We start from the raw sequence: 20,386 nt of genomic DNA on the forward strand, positions 1-20,386 counted from the left end.
TGTCAAGAAAAAGGACTTAAAACAACTGCATCGCTGAAAAATCATAAAGCCCCCTTGAAAATTTTTCTATTCAAATTTCCCTATTTTAGGGAATTTCACTCAGCATCCAGTATTTGTTTAGGGTAGCCATCACTTCCACAAAGTTAGAAAAAGTAACAGGTTTAAGAATATAGCCCGCTACATTCAAATTATAAGCTTTTACTTTATCTCTATCTTCATTAGAAGTTGTGAGGACGATTACCGGAATCGACCTCAAACATTCATCCAGTCGCAATTCTTGCAAAAACTCGATCCCGCTCATTCTCGGCATATTCAAGTCCAGCAAAATCAACCGGCGCGCTTGAGGCATGGGAGGATCTATTTTTCCTTCTCCACGCAATATAGCTAGAGCTTCTAATCCATTGGCAGCAATGTAGAGGGGGTTGACGATGTTATTTTTTTTGAAAGCTCGCCGGACGTTCATCACATCAACCTCATCATCTTCTACCAAGAGAATATGAATTTTTTTGTCTTGCATAAATCAGCCATTTTCTAGATGTTTTTTAAGCGCCCGTCTCGTTGGCGAGGTTTTGTCAGCACGGATCGCGAACCCAGCAGGTTTAATATCTATTGTCCTTTGTCAAGAATCATTTATGCCGGGGTCGATGACAGTATCTACCTGCAGGCGTACTTGCCCGTCATTCGATTTTGGATTTGAGATTTGAGATTTTGGATTGACCCGACGGATAAATGCGGGGGCTTGAGGATTTTAGATTTGAGATTTGGGATGGATTCCACGGATAAATCACGTGGCGGGTACCACCTTTGAAATTCGCTTGTCAGAGGATGAGCGGTGCAGCGGAGATCCAAAAACTCGCCAATAACACCCGATCGAGCTACGGTAAAATCTAAAACTCATCTACATTATTATTAATCGCCATGTCAGCCGATCGCAAACTCTACGAAGGCAAAGCCAAAATCCTCTACTCCACCGAAGACAGCGAAATTTTGCTGACCCACTTCAAAGACGACGCCACAGCCTTTAACGCCCAGAAACGCGGCAGCATTGCCGGCAAAGGCGAAATCAACTGCGCCGTATCCGCCCACCTGTTTCGGATGCTAGAAGCCAAAGGCATTCCCACCCACTTCATCGACACGCCGGCCCCCAACGAAATGCGAGTCTGTCGCGTCCAAATTTTGCCCTTGGAAGTCGTAGTCAGAAACATTGCCGCCGGCAGTCTTTGCAAGCAAACCGGACTCGCCCTCGGCACAATTGTCAATCCGCCGCTGGTCGAGTTTTATTACAAAAACGACGATTTGGGAGACCCGCTGCTGACCCGCGACAGGCTGCTGCTAATGCAGCTAGCCACCCCCGAACAAGTAGACCAACTAGAAATCGCCGCCCGCGAAATTAACGAAATACTCAAAGAATTTTTCAGCCAGTGCGGCATCACCCTGGTAGACTTCAAACTAGAATTCGGTATCGACCAACATCAAAATCTGATCCTCGCCGACGAAATCAGTCCCGACACCTGCCGCCTCTGGGACAACGCAGAAGCAGACCCCGACGCCCGTGTTATGGACAAAGACCGATTCCGCCGCGACTTAGGATCGGTAGAAACCGCTTACCAGCAAGTTCTCCAACGCGTTCTCGCTCAGAAAGTCTAGAGGCCTTGGTAATGCGCTAGAATTGCACAGTTTGTTACCCTTCTGCTTTCGATGTCAGCAATCAGCGGTCAACAGTCATCAATTAGCGGTCAGCGCGAAATTCCACCGACTTAAATAACTAATGACTAATGACTAATGACTAATGACTAATGTGGTGTGTGGATTGCCCAAAAAAGTGAACAAAAATGCGTTTATCTGCTGTATTGGTGGCAGTTTTTACTGCCTCAGCAACATTCGGGTTATCAAATTCGGCAAGTGGCCAAACATCCTACTCTGAATCAGCAGAGGAAGCTTTGGCTGCCGCCGGGCCCGCCCCGTCGATCGAATTACCCGATCGCCCCCTTCCAGAATTAACCCCAAACCCTCCTCAAAACCGCAAAGCTGCTAAAACCAGCAAAGGGGAAGCCCTAAAAATAGCGGAGGCCCCTGCCAGAGGAGGGAACGACCGCGAACCCCCAAACCAAGTCACAGACCCGCCCTCCCCGGTTTCACCTCCGATCCTTGAACTCAAACCCGAGCTAGCATCCAACCCTTCCCCCGCCTCTAGCAGCCAAAACGCCCTGCCAGAGGCGCAACAGGAAAGCTCGCTCCCCCCATCGGAAGCGGCGGTAACGCCCGCCTGGATCGCAGCAGAGCTAGGGAAACCAGAGGAATCAGGGGCGATCGCTCAAAACGCCCAAGTTCCGACAATACCGGCCCCGACGAGACCGCCGGCTAACACCGTTCCTCCATTGCCCCCTGGCCGGGCACCGCAGCCGAGACAAACCCCTGCACCCGCCGGGGCGGCAGAACCGCAAGTGCTAGTAGCAGAAGTTACAGTCACCGGCGCGACGGAAGACTTGGAAACCGAAATTTACCGAGTCATCAGCACCCAACCGGGACGCACAACCAACCGCAGCCAACTGCAACAAGACATCAACGCCATTTTTGCCACGGGCTTTTTTAGAAACGTGCGGGCAGTACCGGAAGACACCCCGTTGGGCGTCCGGGTGACTTTTATTGTGCAGCCAAATCCGGTGCTGCAGGGAGTGACAATCACCGGTCAGCAAGTGCTGCCCCAAAGCGTAATTGACGAAAGCTTCCGCGATCAATACGGCAAAATTCTCAACCTCCGCCGCTTTGAAGAGGGAGTGAAAAAAATTAATGCGTGGTATCAAGAGAACGGCTATGTTTTAGGCCAAATCACTGATGCCCCGCAAGTAGCAGACGACGGCACTGTCACCCTGGTAGTGGCAGAAGGCCAGATCGAATCCGTTGATGTCCGCTTCCTGAACAAGGAGGGAGAGGCAACAGATGCCACGGGTCAGCTGATCGGAGGCAACACCCGTCAGTTTGTCATCACCCGCGAAGTAGAACTCAAGCCCGGAGACATCTTTAACCGCACCAAGGCGGAAAGGGATTTGAGACGGGTGTTTGGTTTGGGAATTTTTGAAGACGTGCGACTTGCTTTGGAACCGGGAACGACTGACCCCCGCAAGGCAAGAGTAATTGTCAACGTCATTGAGAAAAATACCGGTTCTCTGGCGGCTGGTGCGGGTTTGAGTTCCGCGACGGGTTTGTTCGGTACGCTGAGTTACCAGCAGCAAAACTTGAGAGGTAGGAACCAGAAATTGGGGGCTGAAATACAAATCGGGGAACGCCAAACGCTGTTTGACCTGAGTTTTACCGACCCCTGGATTGCAGGCGATCCTTACCGGACTTCTTATACGATTAATGCGTTTAGAAGACGATCGATCAGCGTGATTTTTGACGGTGGCGAACGGGAAGTCAGATTGCCCAACGACGATCGACCCCGCGTCGTCCGCACCGGTGCCGGCATCAATTTCACCCGTCCCCTGGATCGGAATCCTTTTGCCGATTCTGAGTGGACAGCTTCAGTCGGCTTGCAGTACCAGCGAGTCTCAATTACCGATCGCAAAGGCCGGCGCGAGTCCGAGGACGAACTCGGCAACCTGTTGAGTTTTAGCGATTCGGGTTCGGATGACTTGACAACTTTGCAAGCAGGTGCTGTGCGCGATCGGCGCAACGACCCCCTCCGCCCCACTAGCGGTTCCCTGCTCAGATTTGGCATGGAACAATCGATTCCTGTAGGTTCCGGCAGCATCCTCTTAAACCGCCTGCGGGCCAGCTACAGCTTGTACCTACCAGTCAAGTACACTAACTTTACCCCCGGCCCTCAAACGCTGGCATTTAGTTTTAGGGGCGGCACCGTATTCGGAGATTTGCCTCCCTACGAAGCCTTTGCCTTGGGCGGCGCCAACTCGGTGCGCGGATACGACGAAGGCGACATGGGAGCCGGCCGCAGCTTCCTAGAGGCCAGCGTTGAGTACCGTTTCCCGATTATTTCGTTTATCGGCGGAGCACTATTCTTGGATGCTGGCACTGACTTGGGCACGGGCAAAGATGTCCCAGGCGACCCGGCAGGTATCCGCGAAAAGCCCGGTAGCGGTTACGGTTACGGCATCGGCGTGCGGGTTCAATCTCCTTTAGGGCCGATCCGGATCGATTACGGTATCAACGACACTGGCGACAATCAAATTCACTTTGGAATTGGTGAGCGATTCTAAGTTGACAGTTGGCAGTTGGCAGTTGGCAGTTGGCTGTTGACAGTTGGCAGTTGGCAGTTGACAGTTGACAGTTGACTACTAACTACTGACTACTAACTAATGACTACTGACTACTAACTAATGACTATTGAACGTACCTTAAAATCTGAATTTGAACTGTCGGGAATCGGTTTGCACAGCGGCGAACAAACTCGCGTCCGAGTTTTGCCTGCGGAGGTTGGGGAAGGTCGCTATTTTGTCAGAATTGACTTGCCTGGTGCTCCGATAATTCCTGCAAAAATTGAGGCGGTTTGCCAGACTGCACTTTCAACGGAACTGGCAGGTATGGATGCTCAAATTCGCACTGTAGAGCATCTATTAGCCGCTTTGGCGGGGATGGGAGCGGATAATGCTCGAATTGAGGTTGATGGGCCGGAAGTGCCGCTGCTGGACGGTTCGGCTCAGGTTTGGGTAGAGGCGATCGCCCATACCGGCTTAGTTCCTCAAGAATCTAAGCAATACCCCACTTCCTCCTTTGTCGTTAGTGAGCCAATTTGGGTGCGTCACGGGGATGCTTTTGCAGCAGCTTTACCCTCAGCCGAAACTCGATTTAGTTACGGAATTGATTTTGAGGAACAGGCGATCGGCAATCAATGGTACAGTTGGTCGCCAGAGGCAGAAAGTTTTGCGACGGCGATCGCCCCAGCCCGCACTTTTGGACTTGCTCGCCAAGTTGACCAATTGCGACAAGCTGGTTTGATCAAAGGTGGTACCCTAGAAAACGCCCTAGTTTGCGATCGATCCGGCTGGCTCAACCCGCCCTTGAGATTTGCCAACGAACCAGTGCGCCATAAAATCCTAGACTTAGTAGGCGACCTCAGTCTGCTCGGAACTTGGCCAAAAGCTCACTACTTGGCTTACAAAGCCAGTCACAACTTGCACGTCCAACTCGCCCAAGCCCTGAACTCCCAAGCTCTAGCTACCCTAGATAAAAGTTAGGAAAAAACAGGTGATCTTCTGTTAAGATTACATCTTCCTTTTGCCTTCTGCCTTCTGCAATACCACACTCAAAAGTCTTCAAGAAATGTCTACGCTGACTGAAGTTAACACCCTCAATACTGCTAATTCTGAATCCGTCCCCACCAAAAACGGTGAAGATTCTCCAGCGGTTAAATCTACTTTTACTCTCGAAGAAGTTCAGAAATTATTGCCTCATCGCTATCCTTTTGCGCTGGTTGACAAAATTGTTGATTACGTGCCGTCCGAGAAGGCTGTAGGAATTAAAAATGTGACTTTTAACGAACCGCATTTTCAAGGGCATTTCCCCGGACGGCCGATTATGCCTGGAGTATTAATTGTCGAAGCGATGGCTCAAGTTGGCGGTATTGTTCTGGCTCAGTTGCCCGACATCAAGCAAGGATTGTGGATGTTTACCGGAATTGATCAAGTCAAGTTCCGTCGTCAGGTTGTACCGGGCGATCAGTTGCTGATGACTGTAGAATTGCTGTGGGTAAAACGCCGCCGCTTCGCAAAAATGCAGGCTCTGGCTGAAGTAGACGGACAAAAAGTTTGTGAAGGAGAATTGACGTTTTCGATGGTAGATTAAGTTGGTGATTGGTGATTGGTGATTGGTGATTGGTGATTGGTTATGTGTTATTTGGGGATTTCTCTATATTCCTGATAACCACTGACAATTGACAATTGACAATTGACTACTGATACTAAATCCTGGTTTGTTACTCCTTGATGATTCGGCGATTGCAATCGCTACTACACAAACGAAGTCCGCCGCGGACTAAGAAATAAACGGGGTATTTAAGCTTGATTTTGTATGAAAACTGAAAACTGAAAACTGAAAACTGACTAATAAAAAATGCTTACTTTGATTCACCCAACTGCTGTGATTCATCCCCGCGCTGAACTTCACCCGACTGTAGAAGTGGGAGCTTATGCTGTAATTGGGGAAAGAGTGAAAATCGGGCCGGAGACTAAGATTGGCGCTCATGCAATTATCGACGGGCTAACAGAAATAGGCGCTCGCAATCAAATTTTCCCCGGTGCGGCGATTGGTTTGGAACCTCAAGATTTGAAATATGAGGGTTCTCTAACTAGGGTGAAAATTGGCGACAACAATCTCATTCGGGAATACGTGACAATTAACCGCGCTACTGGAGCGGGGGAAAGCACGACAATTGGCAATCATAATCTATTGATGGCTTATGTTCATGTGGGACACAATTGCGCGATCGCCGATCGAGTAATTATCGCCAATGCTGTAGCCTTAGCCGGACACGTTAAAATCGAGTCTCAAGCCCGCTTGAGCGGTGTTTTGGGGGTTCATCAGTTTGTCCAAATCGGCCGTTTGTCTATGGTGGGCGGCTTGAGCAGGATCGATCGAGATGTGCCTCCTTATATGCTAGTCGAGGGAAATCCTTCGAGAGTGCGAGCAATCAACAAAATAGGCCTCGAACGCGCCGGTTTTACCCAAGAAGATTTGCTACTTTTGAAGAAAACTTTTCGTATTCTATACCGTTCTGGCTACACTCTCGATCGAGCTTTGGAACAGTTGGATTTGTTGCCAGAAAACCCCCACTTGCAGCACCTGCAGAGATTTGTGCAGCAGTCTATAACCAAAGGGCGGCGCGGTTTGATTCCTGGCAAAAAGTGAATGAGGTAGAATAAACCTATGAACTAAGCGACTGTTGCCCTATGAATGTATATACTTCAGTCAAATCTACATCCCCTGAAACAGAACAAGATGGCTGCATCAGGTTCTCAGATGTTAGTTGGGAGCAATTTGAAGCGATAGAAGCAGCTTTTAAAGATGTCAGAGGTGTGAAATTTTTCTATCTCGATAAAATACTGCAAATTATGACTGTCTCGCCCGAACACGAAATAATCAAGAAAACTCTCTGTATGCTGCTAGAGGCATATATGAGAGCAAATGGGATTAGATTTTACGGCAAGGGCGGCCCGACTCTGGGTAACAGAGAATTAGGCGGTAGAAAAGAGCCGGATGATTCCTATGATATAGGAACCCAAAAAATAGTCCCAGATATTGCTATTGAAGTGGTAATTACCAGTGGCGGGATAAATACTCTAGAATTCTACAAAAGATTGGGTGTTCGGGAAGTCTGGTTTTGGCAAAATAGTCAGTTATCTCTCTATTACTTAACAGGTGAAAATTATGAGCAGATTTCCCGGAGTACATTCCTTCCCGATCTGGACTTAGAATTACTGCTACGCTGTGCTAATATGCCCGATCAATATGATGCTGTTACCGAGTTATTAGCAAACATCTCACCTGTATAAATTCAAAATATGAAAATTTTTATCAGCACTGGTGAGGTTTCGGGCGATTTGCAAGGATCTTTGTTAGTTGCAGCCTTAAAACGTTACGCTGTCGCCGCTGGTTTGGAGTTAGAAATAACCGGATTGGGCGGCCCTCGGATGGCGGAAGCGGGTGCTACTATTTTAGGCGATACTTTGGGCATTGGTTCTATGGGCCTTATAGAATCAGTGCCGTACATTTGGCCCACAATCAAAGTTCAGCAAAAAGCTAAACAATATCTCAAAAACTTCCGCCCGGATGCTGTTGTATTGATTGATTATTTGACTCCTAATCTCGGTATTGGCAGCTATATCCGCCGCTGTTTGCCTGATTTGCCCGTGGTTTGGTACATCGCACCTCAAGAATGGGTTTGGTCGATTTCTCCTCGCAATACTGATCTGATTGTCAGTATTTGCGACCAACTTTTGGCAATTTTCCCAGAGGAAGCTTGTTATTATCGAGAAAAAGGAGCCGAAGTGAGTTGGGTTGGTCATCCTTTGGTGGATAGAATGCAATCTGCGCCCAGCCGGGAAGTTGCCCGCAAAACTTTGGGAATTGGGCCGGAACAGGTGTCGATCGCCCTAATTCCCGCTTCCAGACACCAAGAACTGAAGTACCTGATGCCGGTTATATTTGAGGCAGCTCAAATTATTCAAGCTAAATTGCCGGAAGTTCATTTTTGGATTCCGCTGGCTAACCAAGCTTTCCGCAGCAAAATCGAACAGGCGATCGAGAATTACGGTTTGCGGGCTACTCTGTTAGAAAATCAAACTCTGGAAATCTTGGCTGCTGCCGATCTGGCGATCGCTAAATCTGGTACTGTTAATCTGGAGCTAGCTTTGCTCGACGTTCCGCAAGTTGTCGCCTACCGCGTCAGTCCGATTACGGCGGTTATTGCTCGCCACGTGCTGAAATTTTCGATTCCTTTTATGTCTCCGCCCAATTTGGTGCAAATGAAGCCGATCGTCCCGGAGTTGCTGCAAGACGAGGCGACTGCGGAAAATATAGTGCATCACGCATTGGAATTGCTGCAAAATGCCGATCGACGCCAGCAAACTTTGGCAGGTTATCGGGAAATGCGGGAAAGTCTCGGAGATGTGGGTGTGTGCGATCGGGCGGCTGCGGAAATAATGAAAAATGTTAAATTAAATACAGCTTATTAAAGCATTTTTTGTATTTAAAAGTTATGTATAAACCCGGTTATTTTGTGGCTGGCTCGTGGACAAACCTACGATTTATTACCAGAAACGCGGTTGATTTCCTTAATTTCTATTAAAGCAACTTTGTTATTGAAATGTTATGCCAAGCAATCGGAAAAAGCGACCGATCGCTGTTGATTTATTTGCAGGCGCGGGCGGCATGACTCTGGGCTTTGAACAAGCAGGTTTTGATGTACTTGCATCAGTCGAAATTGACCCTATTCACTGCGCCACACACGAGTTTAATTTCCCGCTGTGTTCTATTCTGTGCAAAGATGTCACACAGCTTACGGGTTCAGAAATTCGGAAAAAATCGGCGATCGGGCGGCGCGAGATAGACGTAGTAATCAGCGGTTCGCCCTGTCAAGGATTCTCCATGATGGGCAAGCGCGAGGTGGACGACCCACGAAATTCTCTCATTTTTCACTTTCAGCGCTTAGTTTTGGAGCTAAAACCCAAGTTTTTCGTAATGGAAAATGTGCCGGGAATTGCATCAGGAGAACATAAAGAACTCCTGAATGTTTTAATTAGCTCTTTTATGAAATGTGGCTATAAAGTTGAAGAAAATTATCAAGTTCTCAATGCTGTTAACTATGGAGTGCCGCAAGCTCGCAAACGATTATTTCTGATTGGGTGTAAAAAAGATTATGAGCTGCCAAAATACCCTCAGCAAACTACGATACTGCCGAAAATTAAAATTCCTAAACGCTATAAAAAAATTAATTTGCCTGCTGTCCCGACAGTTTGGGATGCGATTGGAGATTTGCCGGAAGTGGAACAGTACAGCGAGTTGCTACACCGAGATTGGGTCAGGGCGGAGTACGGAAAGTGCAGCAGTTATGCGACTATAATGCGCGGAATTGATGCTTTGGATGATGATTATTCCTACGATCGCGAGTACGATCGACAAATCCTCTCTTGCAGTTTGCGAACTAAACATTCTCAGGAATGTATGGAAAGGTTTCATGCCGCCAAACACGGCGAAAAAGAGCCGATCAGCCGTTTTTACAAGCTTCACCCCGACGGAGTTTGCAACACTCTCAGGGCGGGAACCGACAGGGCGAGGGGGGCTTATACTTCGCCGAGACCGATTCACCCGATCACGCCTCGGTGCATTACAGTCAGAGAAGCTGCGCGACTGCATTCCTATCCTGACTGGTTTAGATTTCATGTCACAAAATGGCACGGTTTTCGCCAAGTCGGAAATTCTGTACCACCGCTATTGGCGAAAGCTGTAGCAGCGCAGATTATTAGCGCTTTGGGCGTGACAGCAATTAAGCCGAGTCTCAAACTAACCTGGGGAGATGATTCGTTGCTTAAACTCAATTGGTCGGAAGCAGAACAATATTATCTAAAAAGTTAAGAATTAGATTGACAGCGTATATGCAGGGCTACCCCCAATTAAGCGCGGGTTTAGCGTCCCCTGTATCAGTGATCACAGTTCGATGACTCGCACGAGATGTCCCCAGTAATTAAACAAACCGGGAATGTATTCCGGCACGCTGTGCAGTTTTTTCAAGGTAAAAGTGGGAACTATTTCGACTACTGGCCTGCAATCCAAGGCGTAGCCTCCCATACATAAAATAGCCAAATAAACATCTGGATATCAGAGGAGATTTGAGATCGTGAAAGTCTGCCGGAAAACATTTTGATAAATTTCGCTGAGTTTTGCAACAATTACGAGTCTTTTGGACTTCTAGAGCTATTGTGTAAAAAGTGTATTTTCAGGAGACTCAAATACTATGGGTTGGTTTAAAAGACTGTTCGGACTCGAAAAGCCTGCACCCCAGGCTGAACCGATGGCACAAGTAGTACAGCAAGCAGCACAAGCGCAATCCATCGCTCCTGCTAAAGTCGGCCCAGACGGAAATTTTGACGAAAGCGGCCTCGCTAAGCGGGTGGCTTTAGCTTTTGACAGCGATTCAGAAGTTGCTGATATCGAGACTGTTTATGTGGCTCAGCTCAGCGGCACGGTTGTTCTCAAAGGTCAAGTTCCCAGTCAGGAAATTCTCGACAAGTTGGTGGCGATCGCCTCTGCTGAAGAAGGTGCCACAAACGTGCAAACCGATCAGGTGACAGTCGGCTAGTTATTCGGAACCGAAGTAGTTTCGCTCCGGGTGCTGCTCGAAGCAGTCAAAAACTCGATTAAACCCGCTGCGGCGGGTTTTTTCTTGCCGTCTCCCCCTCAAAATATTAATTTTTGTAAAAAAAAGCGATTTATCTAAAAAAACAGTATAATTGAATACAGAAACTAAAAATGTTTTAGCGAAGAAAACCAACGCTGACCTGATTGCCCTTTTTATCTCGATAAATATAAGGATCAAAAAATATGAAACTCACTTATCGCGGTTCAAACTACGAGTACGACATTCCGACAGTCGATATGATCGAAGGGGAAGTCGCGGGCAAATACCGGGGTCAAAACTGGAACTATCGGTATCCGAGACACATTCCCAACCCCAGAAAATACGGCGGCACAAACCATACCAAAAAGCGAGATGCTCAAGCTGGCGATCGGAATGTCGCAGCAGCTAGCGCCTCAGCGAGGGTGGATTATTACCCAACAGTTGTGGAAGTGGCGCAAGTCCACCAGGCGAATCTTTGCAATATTCTCGATCGTAGAAAGCAAGCAGCCAAAGCCAAGGGCGATGAAACACTGCTGCGCTTGCTAGAAATTGAGTCGAGACAGATGGTGTGTTAGAGAAAAAGCTTCAGAAAACAAAGCGTTTGTAAAGAGGGGGGAAATCGAGTTAAGCTCAATTTCCCCCCTCTTCCCATAAAGCAATTTTTAGCTAAGTGAAGTACAAATAAACTGATATCATTTCCGGTCGATCGACCGCGATTTTTGTAGGGGCGGGTTCACCAACAATACCTGCCAATAATTGACAATCTCAAAAACCCGCCCGACCGGGATATTAGGGTTAATCGATCGGACATGATATGAGATATTGCACCATTCTCAATAATCCTTTTTTGGGCGGGCTAGAAGCCCAACCCCTACTCCCCACAAGAAAATCTACTCTTTGTGGAACAGGCATCTTGCCTGTTCATAAAAGGCTAATTGAGAATGGTACAACATATAAAAGAATAAACCAGTTTCTGTCACCCCTTGACACAAACAACCTGCTTCAAAGTCGCCACAACTTCCACCAAATCCGACTGCTGACTCATCACCTCATCAATGGACTTGTAAGCCCCCGGAATTTCATCTAAAAATTGCTCATCTTTCCGGCACTCAACCCCCTCAGTCTGCCGCACCAAATCATCGAGAGTGAATACATTTTTAGCTTGAGTTCGAGACATCAACCGCCCCGCACCGTGACTGCAACTACAGTAACTTTCCGCATTACCCTTCCCTTTAACAATGAAAGATTTCGCCCCCATCGAACCCGGAATAATCCCGTAATCCTCTACATCCGCGCGTACAGCACCCTTGCGAGTAACATACACATCTTCGCCAAAATGCACCTCTTTTTCCGCGTAATTGTGGTGGCAATTCACCTCTAATAACGGCTTAACAGATTTGCCGCCCGCCACGTGCTTTTCCACAATTCGCTTAAACCGATTCATCATTACATCGCGATTAAAACGAGCATAATCTTGCGCCCACTGCAAATCGTGCCAGTAAGCGGCAAACTCCCGCGTACCCGCTACAAAATAAGCCAAATCTTTGTCAGCCAGATTAATTTCTGCCAGTTTAGCTAAATCTTTAGCCGTCTCGATATGCTGCTGTGCTAGCAAATTCCCAATGCCGCGAGAACCGGAATGCAGCATCAGCCAAACAAAGTTTTCAGTATCAACGCAAACCTCAATAAAATGATTACCGCCGCCGAGGGAACCCATTTGTTTTAAGGCTTTATTGTCTTGGTGCTGCACACCTTGATGAAGTTCCTTAAACTCCCCCCATCCTTGCCAGTTGGTGACAGTTGTTTCTACTTCTTTATTTTCTGAAAATCCCACAGGAATCGCCGCTTCGATATCGAGGCGAATTTGTTTGAGTTTGCCTTCTAGTTTGTTGGCTTTGAATGGCATTTTAATGGCAGCCATCCCGCAGCCAATATCCACGCCCACAGCAGCCGGAATAATCGCTTCTTTTGTGGCAATTACGGAACCGACTAAAGCACCTTTTCCTAAATGTACGTCGGGCATTAGTGCGACGTGTTTGAATACAAAGGGCAAAGATGCTACGTTTGCGGTCATCTTGGTTTCTTTTTCGCCTAGGGCGTGATTTGCCCAAGATAATACTGGTTTTGGGGCTGATATGTCTAATTTTTCGTAGGGCATTTTTGTTTAAGTTTGTTTTGCTAATTTTCGTGTAGTACATATTGTAACATAAACAATTTATGATGTCAAATACACCTGACAGACTAATTCTCGTAGGGTGCGTCATATCAATTCCGCTTTCATGAGCGAGATGATAGGCAACGGAGGACACGGCAATGCCGTTTCCCTACTCCAAAATAATCATCAGCACGACCTCAGAGATTTAACTATCGCCCGATTAATTGTAGAGAAACGGCACTGCCGTGTCCTGATTGTGGGTAATGTTAATTCCGATGCCACCGGATTTGATATCAGTCGCGTTAGGGGCGGGCAGGATGCCCACCCTACAATAAAACTGATTCTTTCTTTGTGGAACAGGCATCTTGCCTGTTCTTAAAAATTGAAAATCCTTAAGAAATGCCTAAAGATTGAATGAATAATTTACTGTAGGGTGCCGATTCTTGTACCTTCGCCAGCGAACCAAACAGCTCTTTTCCCCCGAATATAACTAATGTCTTCTGTTTAGAGTTAAGTTCTTGACTCGGCAGTTGTGAGTGAACGGAAAGAATCCTATCTGAATCAAATCGATAAAAACAGTCCAAGTCGCTGCAAAGCCCTTCTTCAACATCCTTGAGATTAGGGTAAAGTTCTTCAGAAGGACGGGGTTCATGACCGCTTAAAATCAGTTCATCTGATATCTCCATTTTTTCAAGATCGATTTGATACATTATCCCTTCATTAGTATTAATCAGAATGCGATTGTCTGATAGGTAACATATACAATACCCAAAACCATCATCCGAATCAGGCCAAGGCCATTTGCATTGACCGAGGAGATTGCAGTCAGGAAAACTGAACCGACTGAGTTCTCTCTCAGAATCATCTAGTACCAAAAATTCGCTACCTGCGGGGTGAAATACTGGAGGACTTGTGTCCGCCAAACACGCAACCTCTACGGCATGAATTTTGATACCATCATCATAAAGCCAGTAGACTTGCTGTCCGTCCTGACCGGCAGCAGCCCAAAGAGCTAAAATTTGATTTTCCGGGTGCGGGTGAAACGAGAAGGAACTCCATCCAAAAGGGTCTTTGAGCAAAAGTTTTCGCTGGATTTGCCATGAATTGGTATCGCGAATTTGAATTTCGACTTCTTGAGCTTCAATTAATTTCATGCACCAAAAACGCAAGCCGTCTGCATCAAACCAGCAATCCTGAAATCCATTCTCGTTATAATACTTAACAGGAGGGTTAGGTAGCTGTTGTTCAAAAACTAGCTGGTTTTCTGCTGTCATAATTGCTAAATGATTGCCATTGGCCATAATTGCTGCCAGTAGATCGCCTTTGGGACTGATGGCTAAACACCTAATTGCGTCGTCGGGAAGCTGGTATTCGTATTGTGGGGAGAAGTTACGATCGACTAAAGTGACTTTTTTGCGATCGCAACTTGTCGCAATCGTCCACTCGGAATCAGTGTGTTGATTTATATATGAGAACGACCAGTCAATTTGTTTTTCATGTTTTGGTAAAATTAGCATAAAGATATTTCAGCGTAAATAAGCTCTATTTTAACTGAAATCTTGCAGCATTTATCGTAGGGTGCGTCAGTCTGGAATTGCTTTGGGGAGTCAGAGACTGTTTACTGACGCACCTTACCGACTAATTATCGGCGCGTCAACTTAACATCAAATGCAGTACCAGTATTGTTGGTAAATCCGACAGTCCGACAGGGAATGAATTCCCTGTCTCATAGCAAAAGTCCTCTGAAAGAGGACTAAAATCGATCGTATGTTCCCTCAAAATCTACAGTCGGTTTTGAACCGACTTTCGCTATGAGGCAGGGGTTTAAACCCCTGCCGGATTGCGTCGAAGTGCGTAAAAAGCTGACACTAGATTTTACAAATTCGGAGTCTTACTCCCCGCCTTCTGCACAGGAATAGCAACCGCCTGCGGTTTCTTTTTCGCTGCAAAAATCCCAAATAAGTCGTGCAGCAAAATGTAAAAACACGGAATAATAAACAGGGTCAGCAAAGTCGCCAGCGACAAACCGGAAAACACCACCACACCCAGCGGTTGCAAGAATTCCGAACCGTCTCCAATGCCCAAGGCTAGGGGAAATAAACCCAAAACTGTCGTAATAGTTGTCATCAAAATCGGCCGCAAGCGCTGAGGTGCGGCCCTGAGAATTGCTGTGGCGCGATCGACCTTTTCGTCTTCCCCAATTTGGTTCGCCAACTCCACCATAATAATCGCATTATTTACCACAATTCCCACCAGCAAAATCGCCCCCACAATCACCGTTGCGCCGATCGGAGTTTTAGTCGCATACAACCCGAAAATCCCCCCAGCCAAAGCCAGGGGCACCGTTAACATAATCACCAGCGGATCGACAAGCGAATTGTACTGCACCGCCATTACCACAAATACCAAAAACGCCGCCAAAGAACCCAAAACAATCAGCGAACTTTGCAATTCCCGGTTGGTTTCCGCCGCCGAACTCGGTATGACTCGCACTCCTTGCGGCAATTTTATTTCTGACAAAACTGCATCCACTTGTTTCAAAGCATCGCCCAAACTCGCGCCCTTATTAATATTCCCCGCAATCAAGAAAACTTGGCGCTGGTTAAGCCTTTGAATTTCCCCCGGCGCTTTTCCCAGTTCAATATTCGCCACATCGCTCAAGCGGATAATGCTGTTATCCCTAGCAGTTAAAGGAATAAATTTTAGTTCCGAAATCGATTGGACAGAATCGCGATCGAACTGTACCCGCACATCAACCAAACGGTTTCCCCGCTGCAATTGCGTGGGAACAGAACCTTGAATTGCTGTCTGAATCGCCTCTCCAATTTGTCTCGCATTCAAGCCGTAGATTTCCGCTTGTTCCCAGTTGGGGCGAATCTGCACTTCCGTTTGCTGCGGGTCTCCATCCGGGCGAAAACGAGCTAATTTTACCTTTTGATCCAAAGTTGCCAATATCTCGCGGCCAGTTTGCTGCAATATTTGTTCGTTTTCGCCCTGAAGCAGGACATCAACTTCAGCGCCCCGCACTGGCGAATTAGTTAAAACCAAACCCCGCACATTTTCTGGAATCAGGCGCAAACGAGTGTTTTTTGGCAAATCAATTTTATTCAATTCTTGCGTAACTCGCTGCACAAAATCCAATGTATTGGTGCCCGGTTTCAGCGTAATGTTGCAGCCGCCGCGCAGCAAATTCTCAACCGTATTGTTGCCGAATAACAGCCCGCCCACCGTCGTCAAAGTGTATTGAGTTTCTGGTTGGCTGAGGATAATTTTATCAGCTTCTGCCATGATTTTTTGGTTGGTTGCCAAATTTGTGCCTGCAGGAAACAAAGCAAACAATCTCGCTTGACCGGTATTAATTCTGGGCAATATTTCCTGGGGAATTTGACCAGCCATCAGCCAACTGCCGCCACCCAATCCAATAATCGCTACTGCGAGGATAATCAACCGCCACCGCACTACTCCCGATAAAAATTTCCCGTAGCCGGCGGTAGCATTGGTAAAAGCTCGATCGAATGCGCGCAGCGGCCAAAAGTTGCTCAAACCGCTGGATACCCGCAGCGCTAGCAGTCGAGAAGCCATCATCGGTACAACTGTCAATCCGACAATCAGAGAGGCGGCGACAGAAAAGGTGATGGTGAGAATTAATTCGTTGAAAAGTAAGGAAACTAAGCCGCCGATGAGCAAAAATGGCAGTACGGCAACTAAGTTAGTGATGGTGGAAGCAAATAAAGCTGATTCTAATTCTTGGCTGCTTTTTTCTGCTTGCTGAATCAACTGCTTGTTACTTAAGCGCTGACCGTTTGCACTGTTTTTATTGCTGGTTCCTTCGACAATATTCTCCAGCATGACGATCGAGTTATCGACCACAATTCCCACACCCAGCGCCAAACCACCCAAACTGAAAACGTTCAGAGATAGGCCAAAAACTCCCATCAGGATAATCGCCATTAAAGTTGCGAGGGGAATTGCCAGGACAATAATCAAAGTTTGGCGAAGTGAAGCGAGGAACAACAATACAGATGCCCCCGCTAAAACAGCCCCGGTTAAACCAGAAAATACGACGTTACTAATTGAATCGCGGATGAATTTAGACTCATCAAAAGTAGTAACGATAGTCGTACCTTCGGGAATTGCCCCGGATGTTTTTAATTCTTCTAGCCGCTTTTTGATTCCATCTACAACTGAAATTGTATTCGCGTCTGGCTGCTTTTGAATGCTAATTTTTACGGCTGATTTCTGATTGAGAAATACTTTAACTCGCTCTTCTTCTGTACCGTCAATTACCTGAGCAAAATCGCGCAAAAAAACTCGTTTTGGCGGATTGGAACCCGATGCTTGAAAAGAAATTGCCTGAATTTCTTTCGCGTTCTGAAATCGCCCGACGGTGCGGGTTAAAGGTTCTGCAGCTTCTTGCCGCAGCCGCCCGCCAGAAGTGTCCAGGTTCCGGGATTCGAGCGCTGATAAAACGTCAGAAATACTGACACCTAAAGATTGCAAGCGATTTAAGTCAATATTTACTTGAATTTCTTCTTGCACGCCGCCGGCCACGTCAATTGCTGCGATTCCAGGAATTACGTTTAGTTCTCTGGATAATTCTTCGTCAGCAAATACGCGCAAATCTACTCCTTGCAGGGAGTCGGAAGTGAGGGCAAATTCGTAAATCGGCTGCTGGGAAGGGTCAACTTTGAATAGAGTGGGCGATTCAACTGTGTCGGGAAGTCGGTTGCGGATGCGGTTGACAGCGGCGGTGGCGTCGTTGAGGGCCTGGTCGATGTTTCCCCCCGGTCTGAAGAATAAATCGACGCTGACTTGTCCTTCGCGAGTGCGGGAGAAAACTTGCATGACGCCTTCAGTGGCGGAAAGTCCTTGTTCGAGGGGGCGGGTAACTTCGTCTATTGCTACTTCTGGGGATACGCCTGGGGCGTTCAAGCGCACGCCGATGCGGGGATAGGTGATGGATGGTAGCAAGTCAACGGGCAGTTGGGTGATGTAGAAAAGGCCCACGATTATGATAGCAAGTGTCAGCATGAGGGTGCCGATGTGGCGACGAATCGCGGTCGCGCTAATACTGAATCCGGTTTTGTCAGGAGTCATTCGATTTTAGATTTTAGATTTTAGATTTTAGATTGAAGAGTCGGCCCCGTCATTCAGACTAATTCTAGTAGGGTGCGTCAGTCTTGAATTTTTCTAGGCGGTGAGAGAATATCTACTGACGCACCTTACGAGGAGTATAATAAATCTTAATAAATATTCCCAAAAGTTTTTGTGAATATTTCTTTAGAGGTAGTCGATCGCCCACAATGCAGATTGCCAGAAATTGCAAGGGGCTTTTGAATCTCTGTAAGTTATCGCAATCAGGAACAGGCAAGATGCCTGTTCCACAAGAAAGTTTATTTGTTGTGGAATAGGCATCTTGCCTGTTCCTAAAGTCTTCTTCCCTTCTCCCTCTTCTTTCTTCCTTCTTCCTTCTTCCTTCTTCCTGACATCCGTTACATCCGTAATCAGGAACAGGCAAGATGCCTGTTCCACAAGAAAGTTTATTTGTTGTGGAATCGGCATCTTGCCTGTTCCTAAAGTCTTCTTCCCTTTTCTCTCTTCCTTCATTTACTGTACTTGAGAGCCGTGGGCGCGGGGGTCGGAGCTACTTGTTTTCACAGGCCCTGTGGGGGGAGTAAAATTAGAAACTTGACCGCCTGCTTGGGCGTGTGGCAGAGGTTTTCCTGCAATTAAAGCTTCTAAGTTAGCTTCCATAATACTGCGCGGCATTTCGCCCATCGTTTCAGCAACGGCGCTGCCTTTATCGTTCAAATAGACAAAGTGCGGAATGCCATCTACTCGATATTTTGTGATTTCTGGCAGCCATTTGTCATTGTCTACATTCAGCATCACAAAATTCATCGGTTCGGCGTATTTCTGTTTGATTTCGCTCAGATCTTTAGCCATTGCCTGACAGCTACCGCACCAATTAGCATAAAATTCCATGAGTGTCGGTTTGCCATTTACCAAAGCTGTTTCTAATGGCGTTGAAGCTTTTGCCATGTCGGTGAGACTGCTTGACGGCGTTTGGGTTTGCAGCCCGAAGAAGATGGATATTGAAAGGGCGATCGCTGTTAACACGATCAATAAGTTTCTGAGGCGCGTGGCGACTTTTGTTTCGGGATTTTTGGCGACGGGGGCGACCGTTGACTTGGGCGAATTCTGGGTCATAAAATAAATTGCGCTTGGATTTCTATGTTTTTATTTTAAATAATAGATTCAGATTATACCACATTTTGAGATAATCAGACCCATTTCATAAAAATTTGTGCTAAGGGCAGTAATTAGATTAAGTGCGCTAAAACAGAAGATAACAAAGATTGTTTGTAAATTACCGAGGACTTGCAGGGTGAAAAAACGGGTAACACTGACGTTTCCCCAACGATCGATCCAAATGCCTGTCACCTATCGACTGGCAAAGGATTTTAATGTGGCAGCCAACATTATCCGCGCTCAGGTGGCTCCGAATCAAGTGGGCAAACTGGTGCTAGAGTTATCAGGGGACATCGACCAACTAGAAGCGGCGATCGACTGGATGCGATCGCAAAACATCGGCGTTTCCCTAGCCAGTCGGGAAATACTTATAGACGAAGATATCTGCGTTGACTGCGGTTTGTGTACGGGGGTTTGCCCGACAGAAGCCTTGACCCTTGACCCAGAAAGCTTTAAACTAAATTTTGCTCGATCGCGGTGTATCGTTTGCGAGCAGTGCATCCCTACCTGTCCGGTGCAAGCTATTTCTACTAACCTCTAGGCCCTGTACAAACTCATCGGGAGCATCATCTTTTTTTTTGCCTGGTTCTCCTAATTGTGCCATTGGATGAAAAAAAACTCTTGGGTTTCCCTAACTCTACTTTTTGTTACTTATTTCACTTTTGGCTGGAAATTATCTGAGTTTGATGTTCCCCCGCACCTGACTTGGTTTCTAGCCATAGCTTCAATTCTAGTGTTTGCTGCCGCATTGTCGTTCCCGCTCAGAAACACAAAAGCCTTAATTATGGGGTTGTTTTCGAGTGATTTGGGTGCTTTTATTTCTATAACTTTAGGAGCTTTTGTGGCCGTCGTAGTTATTGCTTGGTTACACCTTTTTGCTACTTGTTTAGTCTTGATTTCAGCCGGAGCTTTGGCAAGACTCGATATTCAAATATCGGGTTGGAAAAATTGGCGGGCTTTTGCCGTATTAGCTACCATTTCTTTAACTGGTGTGGGGTTGGGCGGAGCGATCGAGTTTTGGTTAAAAACAGGCAGGCTCGTATTCTCTTAATGAGGAACGGGAAATTCATCCAACCAAATTCTATAACTCGCAACGGATATTTAGCCGAAAACTATCAGATCGCCCATCA

General features: G+C 46.9%; 20 protein-coding genes. 13 read left to right on the forward strand and 7 right to left on the reverse strand.

Annotated elements, in window-relative coordinates; translation table 11 throughout:
- Positions 1 to 85: 85 nt before the first annotated feature.
- Entirely contained in the window at positions 86 to 517 is a 432-nt protein-coding gene (locus tag QT987_RS00630) for a response regulator (protein WP_333236379.1), read from the reverse strand.
- Positions 518 to 918: 401 nt separating this feature from the next.
- Between QT987_RS00630 and purC the strand changes: the two genes are divergently transcribed.
- The 8 genes from purC (at position 919) to QT987_RS00670 (ending at position 10,086) form a co-directional block, all read left to right on the forward strand.
- Positions 919 to 1,647 carry a phosphoribosylaminoimidazolesuccinocarboxamide synthase gene (gene purC, locus QT987_RS00635; protein ID WP_333232148.1) on the forward strand — a complete coding sequence of 243 codons (729 nt, stop codon included), beginning with the start codon at positions 919 to 921 and terminating at the stop codon, positions 1,645 to 1,647.
- A gap of 185 nt (positions 1,648 to 1,832) precedes the next feature.
- On the forward strand, positions 1,833 to 4,214 hold the full coding sequence (locus tag QT987_RS00640; RefSeq protein ID WP_333236381.1) for a BamA/TamA family outer membrane protein: 2,382 nt from the start codon (positions 1,833 to 1,835) through the stop codon (positions 4,212 to 4,214).
- Between the two features lie 120 nt (positions 4,215 to 4,334).
- On the forward strand, positions 4,335 to 5,192 hold the full coding sequence (gene lpxC / locus QT987_RS00645; protein WP_333236384.1) for a UDP-3-O-acyl-N-acetylglucosamine deacetylase: 858 nt from the start codon (positions 4,335 to 4,337) through the stop codon (positions 5,190 to 5,192).
- Between the two features lie 85 nt (positions 5,193 to 5,277).
- Positions 5,278 to 5,799, forward strand: coding sequence for a 3-hydroxyacyl-ACP dehydratase FabZ (gene fabZ / locus QT987_RS00650; RefSeq protein ID WP_333041219.1), 522 nt, complete (start codon positions 5,278 to 5,280; stop codon positions 5,797 to 5,799).
- A gap of 267 nt (positions 5,800 to 6,066) precedes the next feature.
- Positions 6,067 to 6,861, forward strand: coding sequence for an acyl-ACP--UDP-N-acetylglucosamine O-acyltransferase (gene lpxA / locus QT987_RS00655; protein ID WP_333236387.1), 795 nt, complete (start codon positions 6,067 to 6,069; stop codon positions 6,859 to 6,861).
- Positions 6,862 to 6,902: 41 nt separating this feature from the next.
- The gene (locus QT987_RS00660) at positions 6,903 to 7,505 is read left to right on the forward strand and encodes a Uma2 family endonuclease (RefSeq protein ID WP_333236389.1); all 603 of its coding nucleotides are present in this window, start codon (positions 6,903 to 6,905) and stop codon (positions 7,503 to 7,505) included.
- 9 nt (positions 7,506 to 7,514) lie between these two features.
- Positions 7,515 to 8,687 carry a lipid-A-disaccharide synthase gene (gene lpxB, locus QT987_RS00665; RefSeq protein ID WP_333236392.1) on the forward strand — a complete coding sequence of 391 codons (1,173 nt, stop codon included), beginning with the start codon at positions 7,515 to 7,517 and terminating at the stop codon, positions 8,685 to 8,687.
- Between the two features lie 136 nt (positions 8,688 to 8,823).
- Positions 8,824 to 10,086, forward strand: coding sequence for a DNA cytosine methyltransferase (locus tag QT987_RS00670; protein ID WP_333236393.1), 1,263 nt, complete (start codon positions 8,824 to 8,826; stop codon positions 10,084 to 10,086).
- 72 nt (positions 10,087 to 10,158) lie between these two features.
- On the opposite strand, the gene QT987_RS00675 is transcribed toward QT987_RS00670, so the two are convergent.
- Complete coding sequence (locus tag QT987_RS00675; protein WP_333236395.1) at positions 10,159 to 10,314, reverse strand: hypothetical protein; 156 nt, start codon at positions 10,312 to 10,314, stop codon at positions 10,159 to 10,161.
- Positions 10,315 to 10,465: 151 nt separating this feature from the next.
- On the opposite strand from QT987_RS00675, the gene QT987_RS00680 reads away from it, so the two are divergent.
- Positions 10,466 to 10,810 (forward strand): BON domain-containing protein, encoded by a 345-nt coding sequence (locus QT987_RS00680; RefSeq protein WP_333236397.1) that lies wholly within the window; start codon positions 10,466 to 10,468, stop codon positions 10,808 to 10,810.
- A 242-nt stretch (positions 10,811 to 11,052) separates the two neighbouring features.
- The gene (locus tag QT987_RS00685) at positions 11,053 to 11,424 is read left to right on the forward strand and encodes a DUF4278 domain-containing protein (RefSeq protein ID WP_333236399.1); all 372 of its coding nucleotides are present in this window, start codon (positions 11,053 to 11,055) and stop codon (positions 11,422 to 11,424) included.
- A 401-nt stretch (positions 11,425 to 11,825) separates the two neighbouring features.
- Here the strand turns inward: QT987_RS00685 and QT987_RS00690 are convergent, their stop codons facing one another.
- Positions 11,826 to 13,007: an RtcB family protein gene (locus QT987_RS00690; RefSeq protein ID WP_333236401.1), complete on the reverse strand. Its 1,182-nt coding sequence runs from the start codon at positions 13,005 to 13,007 to the stop codon at positions 11,826 to 11,828.
- A gap of 121 nt (positions 13,008 to 13,128) precedes the next feature.
- Here QT987_RS00690 and QT987_RS00695 point away from each other — a divergent pair, with 121 nt between their 5' ends.
- Positions 13,129 to 13,383: a hypothetical protein gene (locus QT987_RS00695; RefSeq protein WP_333236403.1), complete on the forward strand. Its 255-nt coding sequence runs from the start codon at positions 13,129 to 13,131 to the stop codon at positions 13,381 to 13,383.
- A 13-nt stretch (positions 13,384 to 13,396) separates the two neighbouring features.
- Here the strand turns inward: QT987_RS00695 and QT987_RS00700 are convergent, their stop codons facing one another.
- The 4 genes from QT987_RS00700 to QT987_RS00715 all read right to left on the reverse strand — a co-directional run bounded on the left by QT987_RS00700 (position 13,397) and on the right by QT987_RS00715 (position 19,214).
- Positions 13,397 to 14,521, reverse strand: coding sequence for a hypothetical protein (locus QT987_RS00700; protein WP_333236405.1), 1,125 nt, complete (start codon positions 14,519 to 14,521; stop codon positions 13,397 to 13,399).
- 358 nt (positions 14,522 to 14,879) lie between these two features.
- Positions 14,880 to 18,101: an efflux RND transporter permease subunit gene (locus QT987_RS00705; protein ID WP_333236408.1), complete on the reverse strand. Its 3,222-nt coding sequence runs from the start codon at positions 18,099 to 18,101 to the stop codon at positions 14,880 to 14,882.
- A gap of 183 nt (positions 18,102 to 18,284) precedes the next feature.
- Entirely contained in the window at positions 18,285 to 18,611 is a 327-nt protein-coding gene (locus tag QT987_RS00710; RefSeq protein WP_333236410.1) for a hypothetical protein, read from the reverse strand.
- Entirely contained in the window at positions 18,612 to 19,214 is a 603-nt protein-coding gene (locus QT987_RS00715; RefSeq protein WP_333058562.1) for a thioredoxin family protein, read from the reverse strand.
- 178 nt (positions 19,215 to 19,392) lie between these two features.
- On the opposite strand from QT987_RS00715, the gene QT987_RS00720 reads away from it, so the two are divergent.
- Together QT987_RS00720 and QT987_RS00725 are read left to right on the forward strand one after the other, a co-directional pair.
- Positions 19,393 to 19,797: an NIL domain-containing protein gene (locus QT987_RS00720; RefSeq protein ID WP_333236412.1), complete on the forward strand. Its 405-nt coding sequence runs from the start codon at positions 19,393 to 19,395 to the stop codon at positions 19,795 to 19,797.
- A 66-nt stretch (positions 19,798 to 19,863) separates the two neighbouring features.
- Entirely contained in the window at positions 19,864 to 20,307 is a 444-nt protein-coding gene (locus QT987_RS00725; RefSeq protein WP_333236413.1) for a hypothetical protein, read from the forward strand.
- Positions 20,308 to 20,386 lie beyond the last annotated feature (79 nt).

Origin of the sequence: Microcoleus sp. SVA1B4 (assembly GCF_036700545.1) — a bacterium.
Taxonomy (GTDB): Bacteria; Cyanobacteriota; Cyanobacteriia; order Cyanobacteriales; family Microcoleaceae; genus Microcoleus.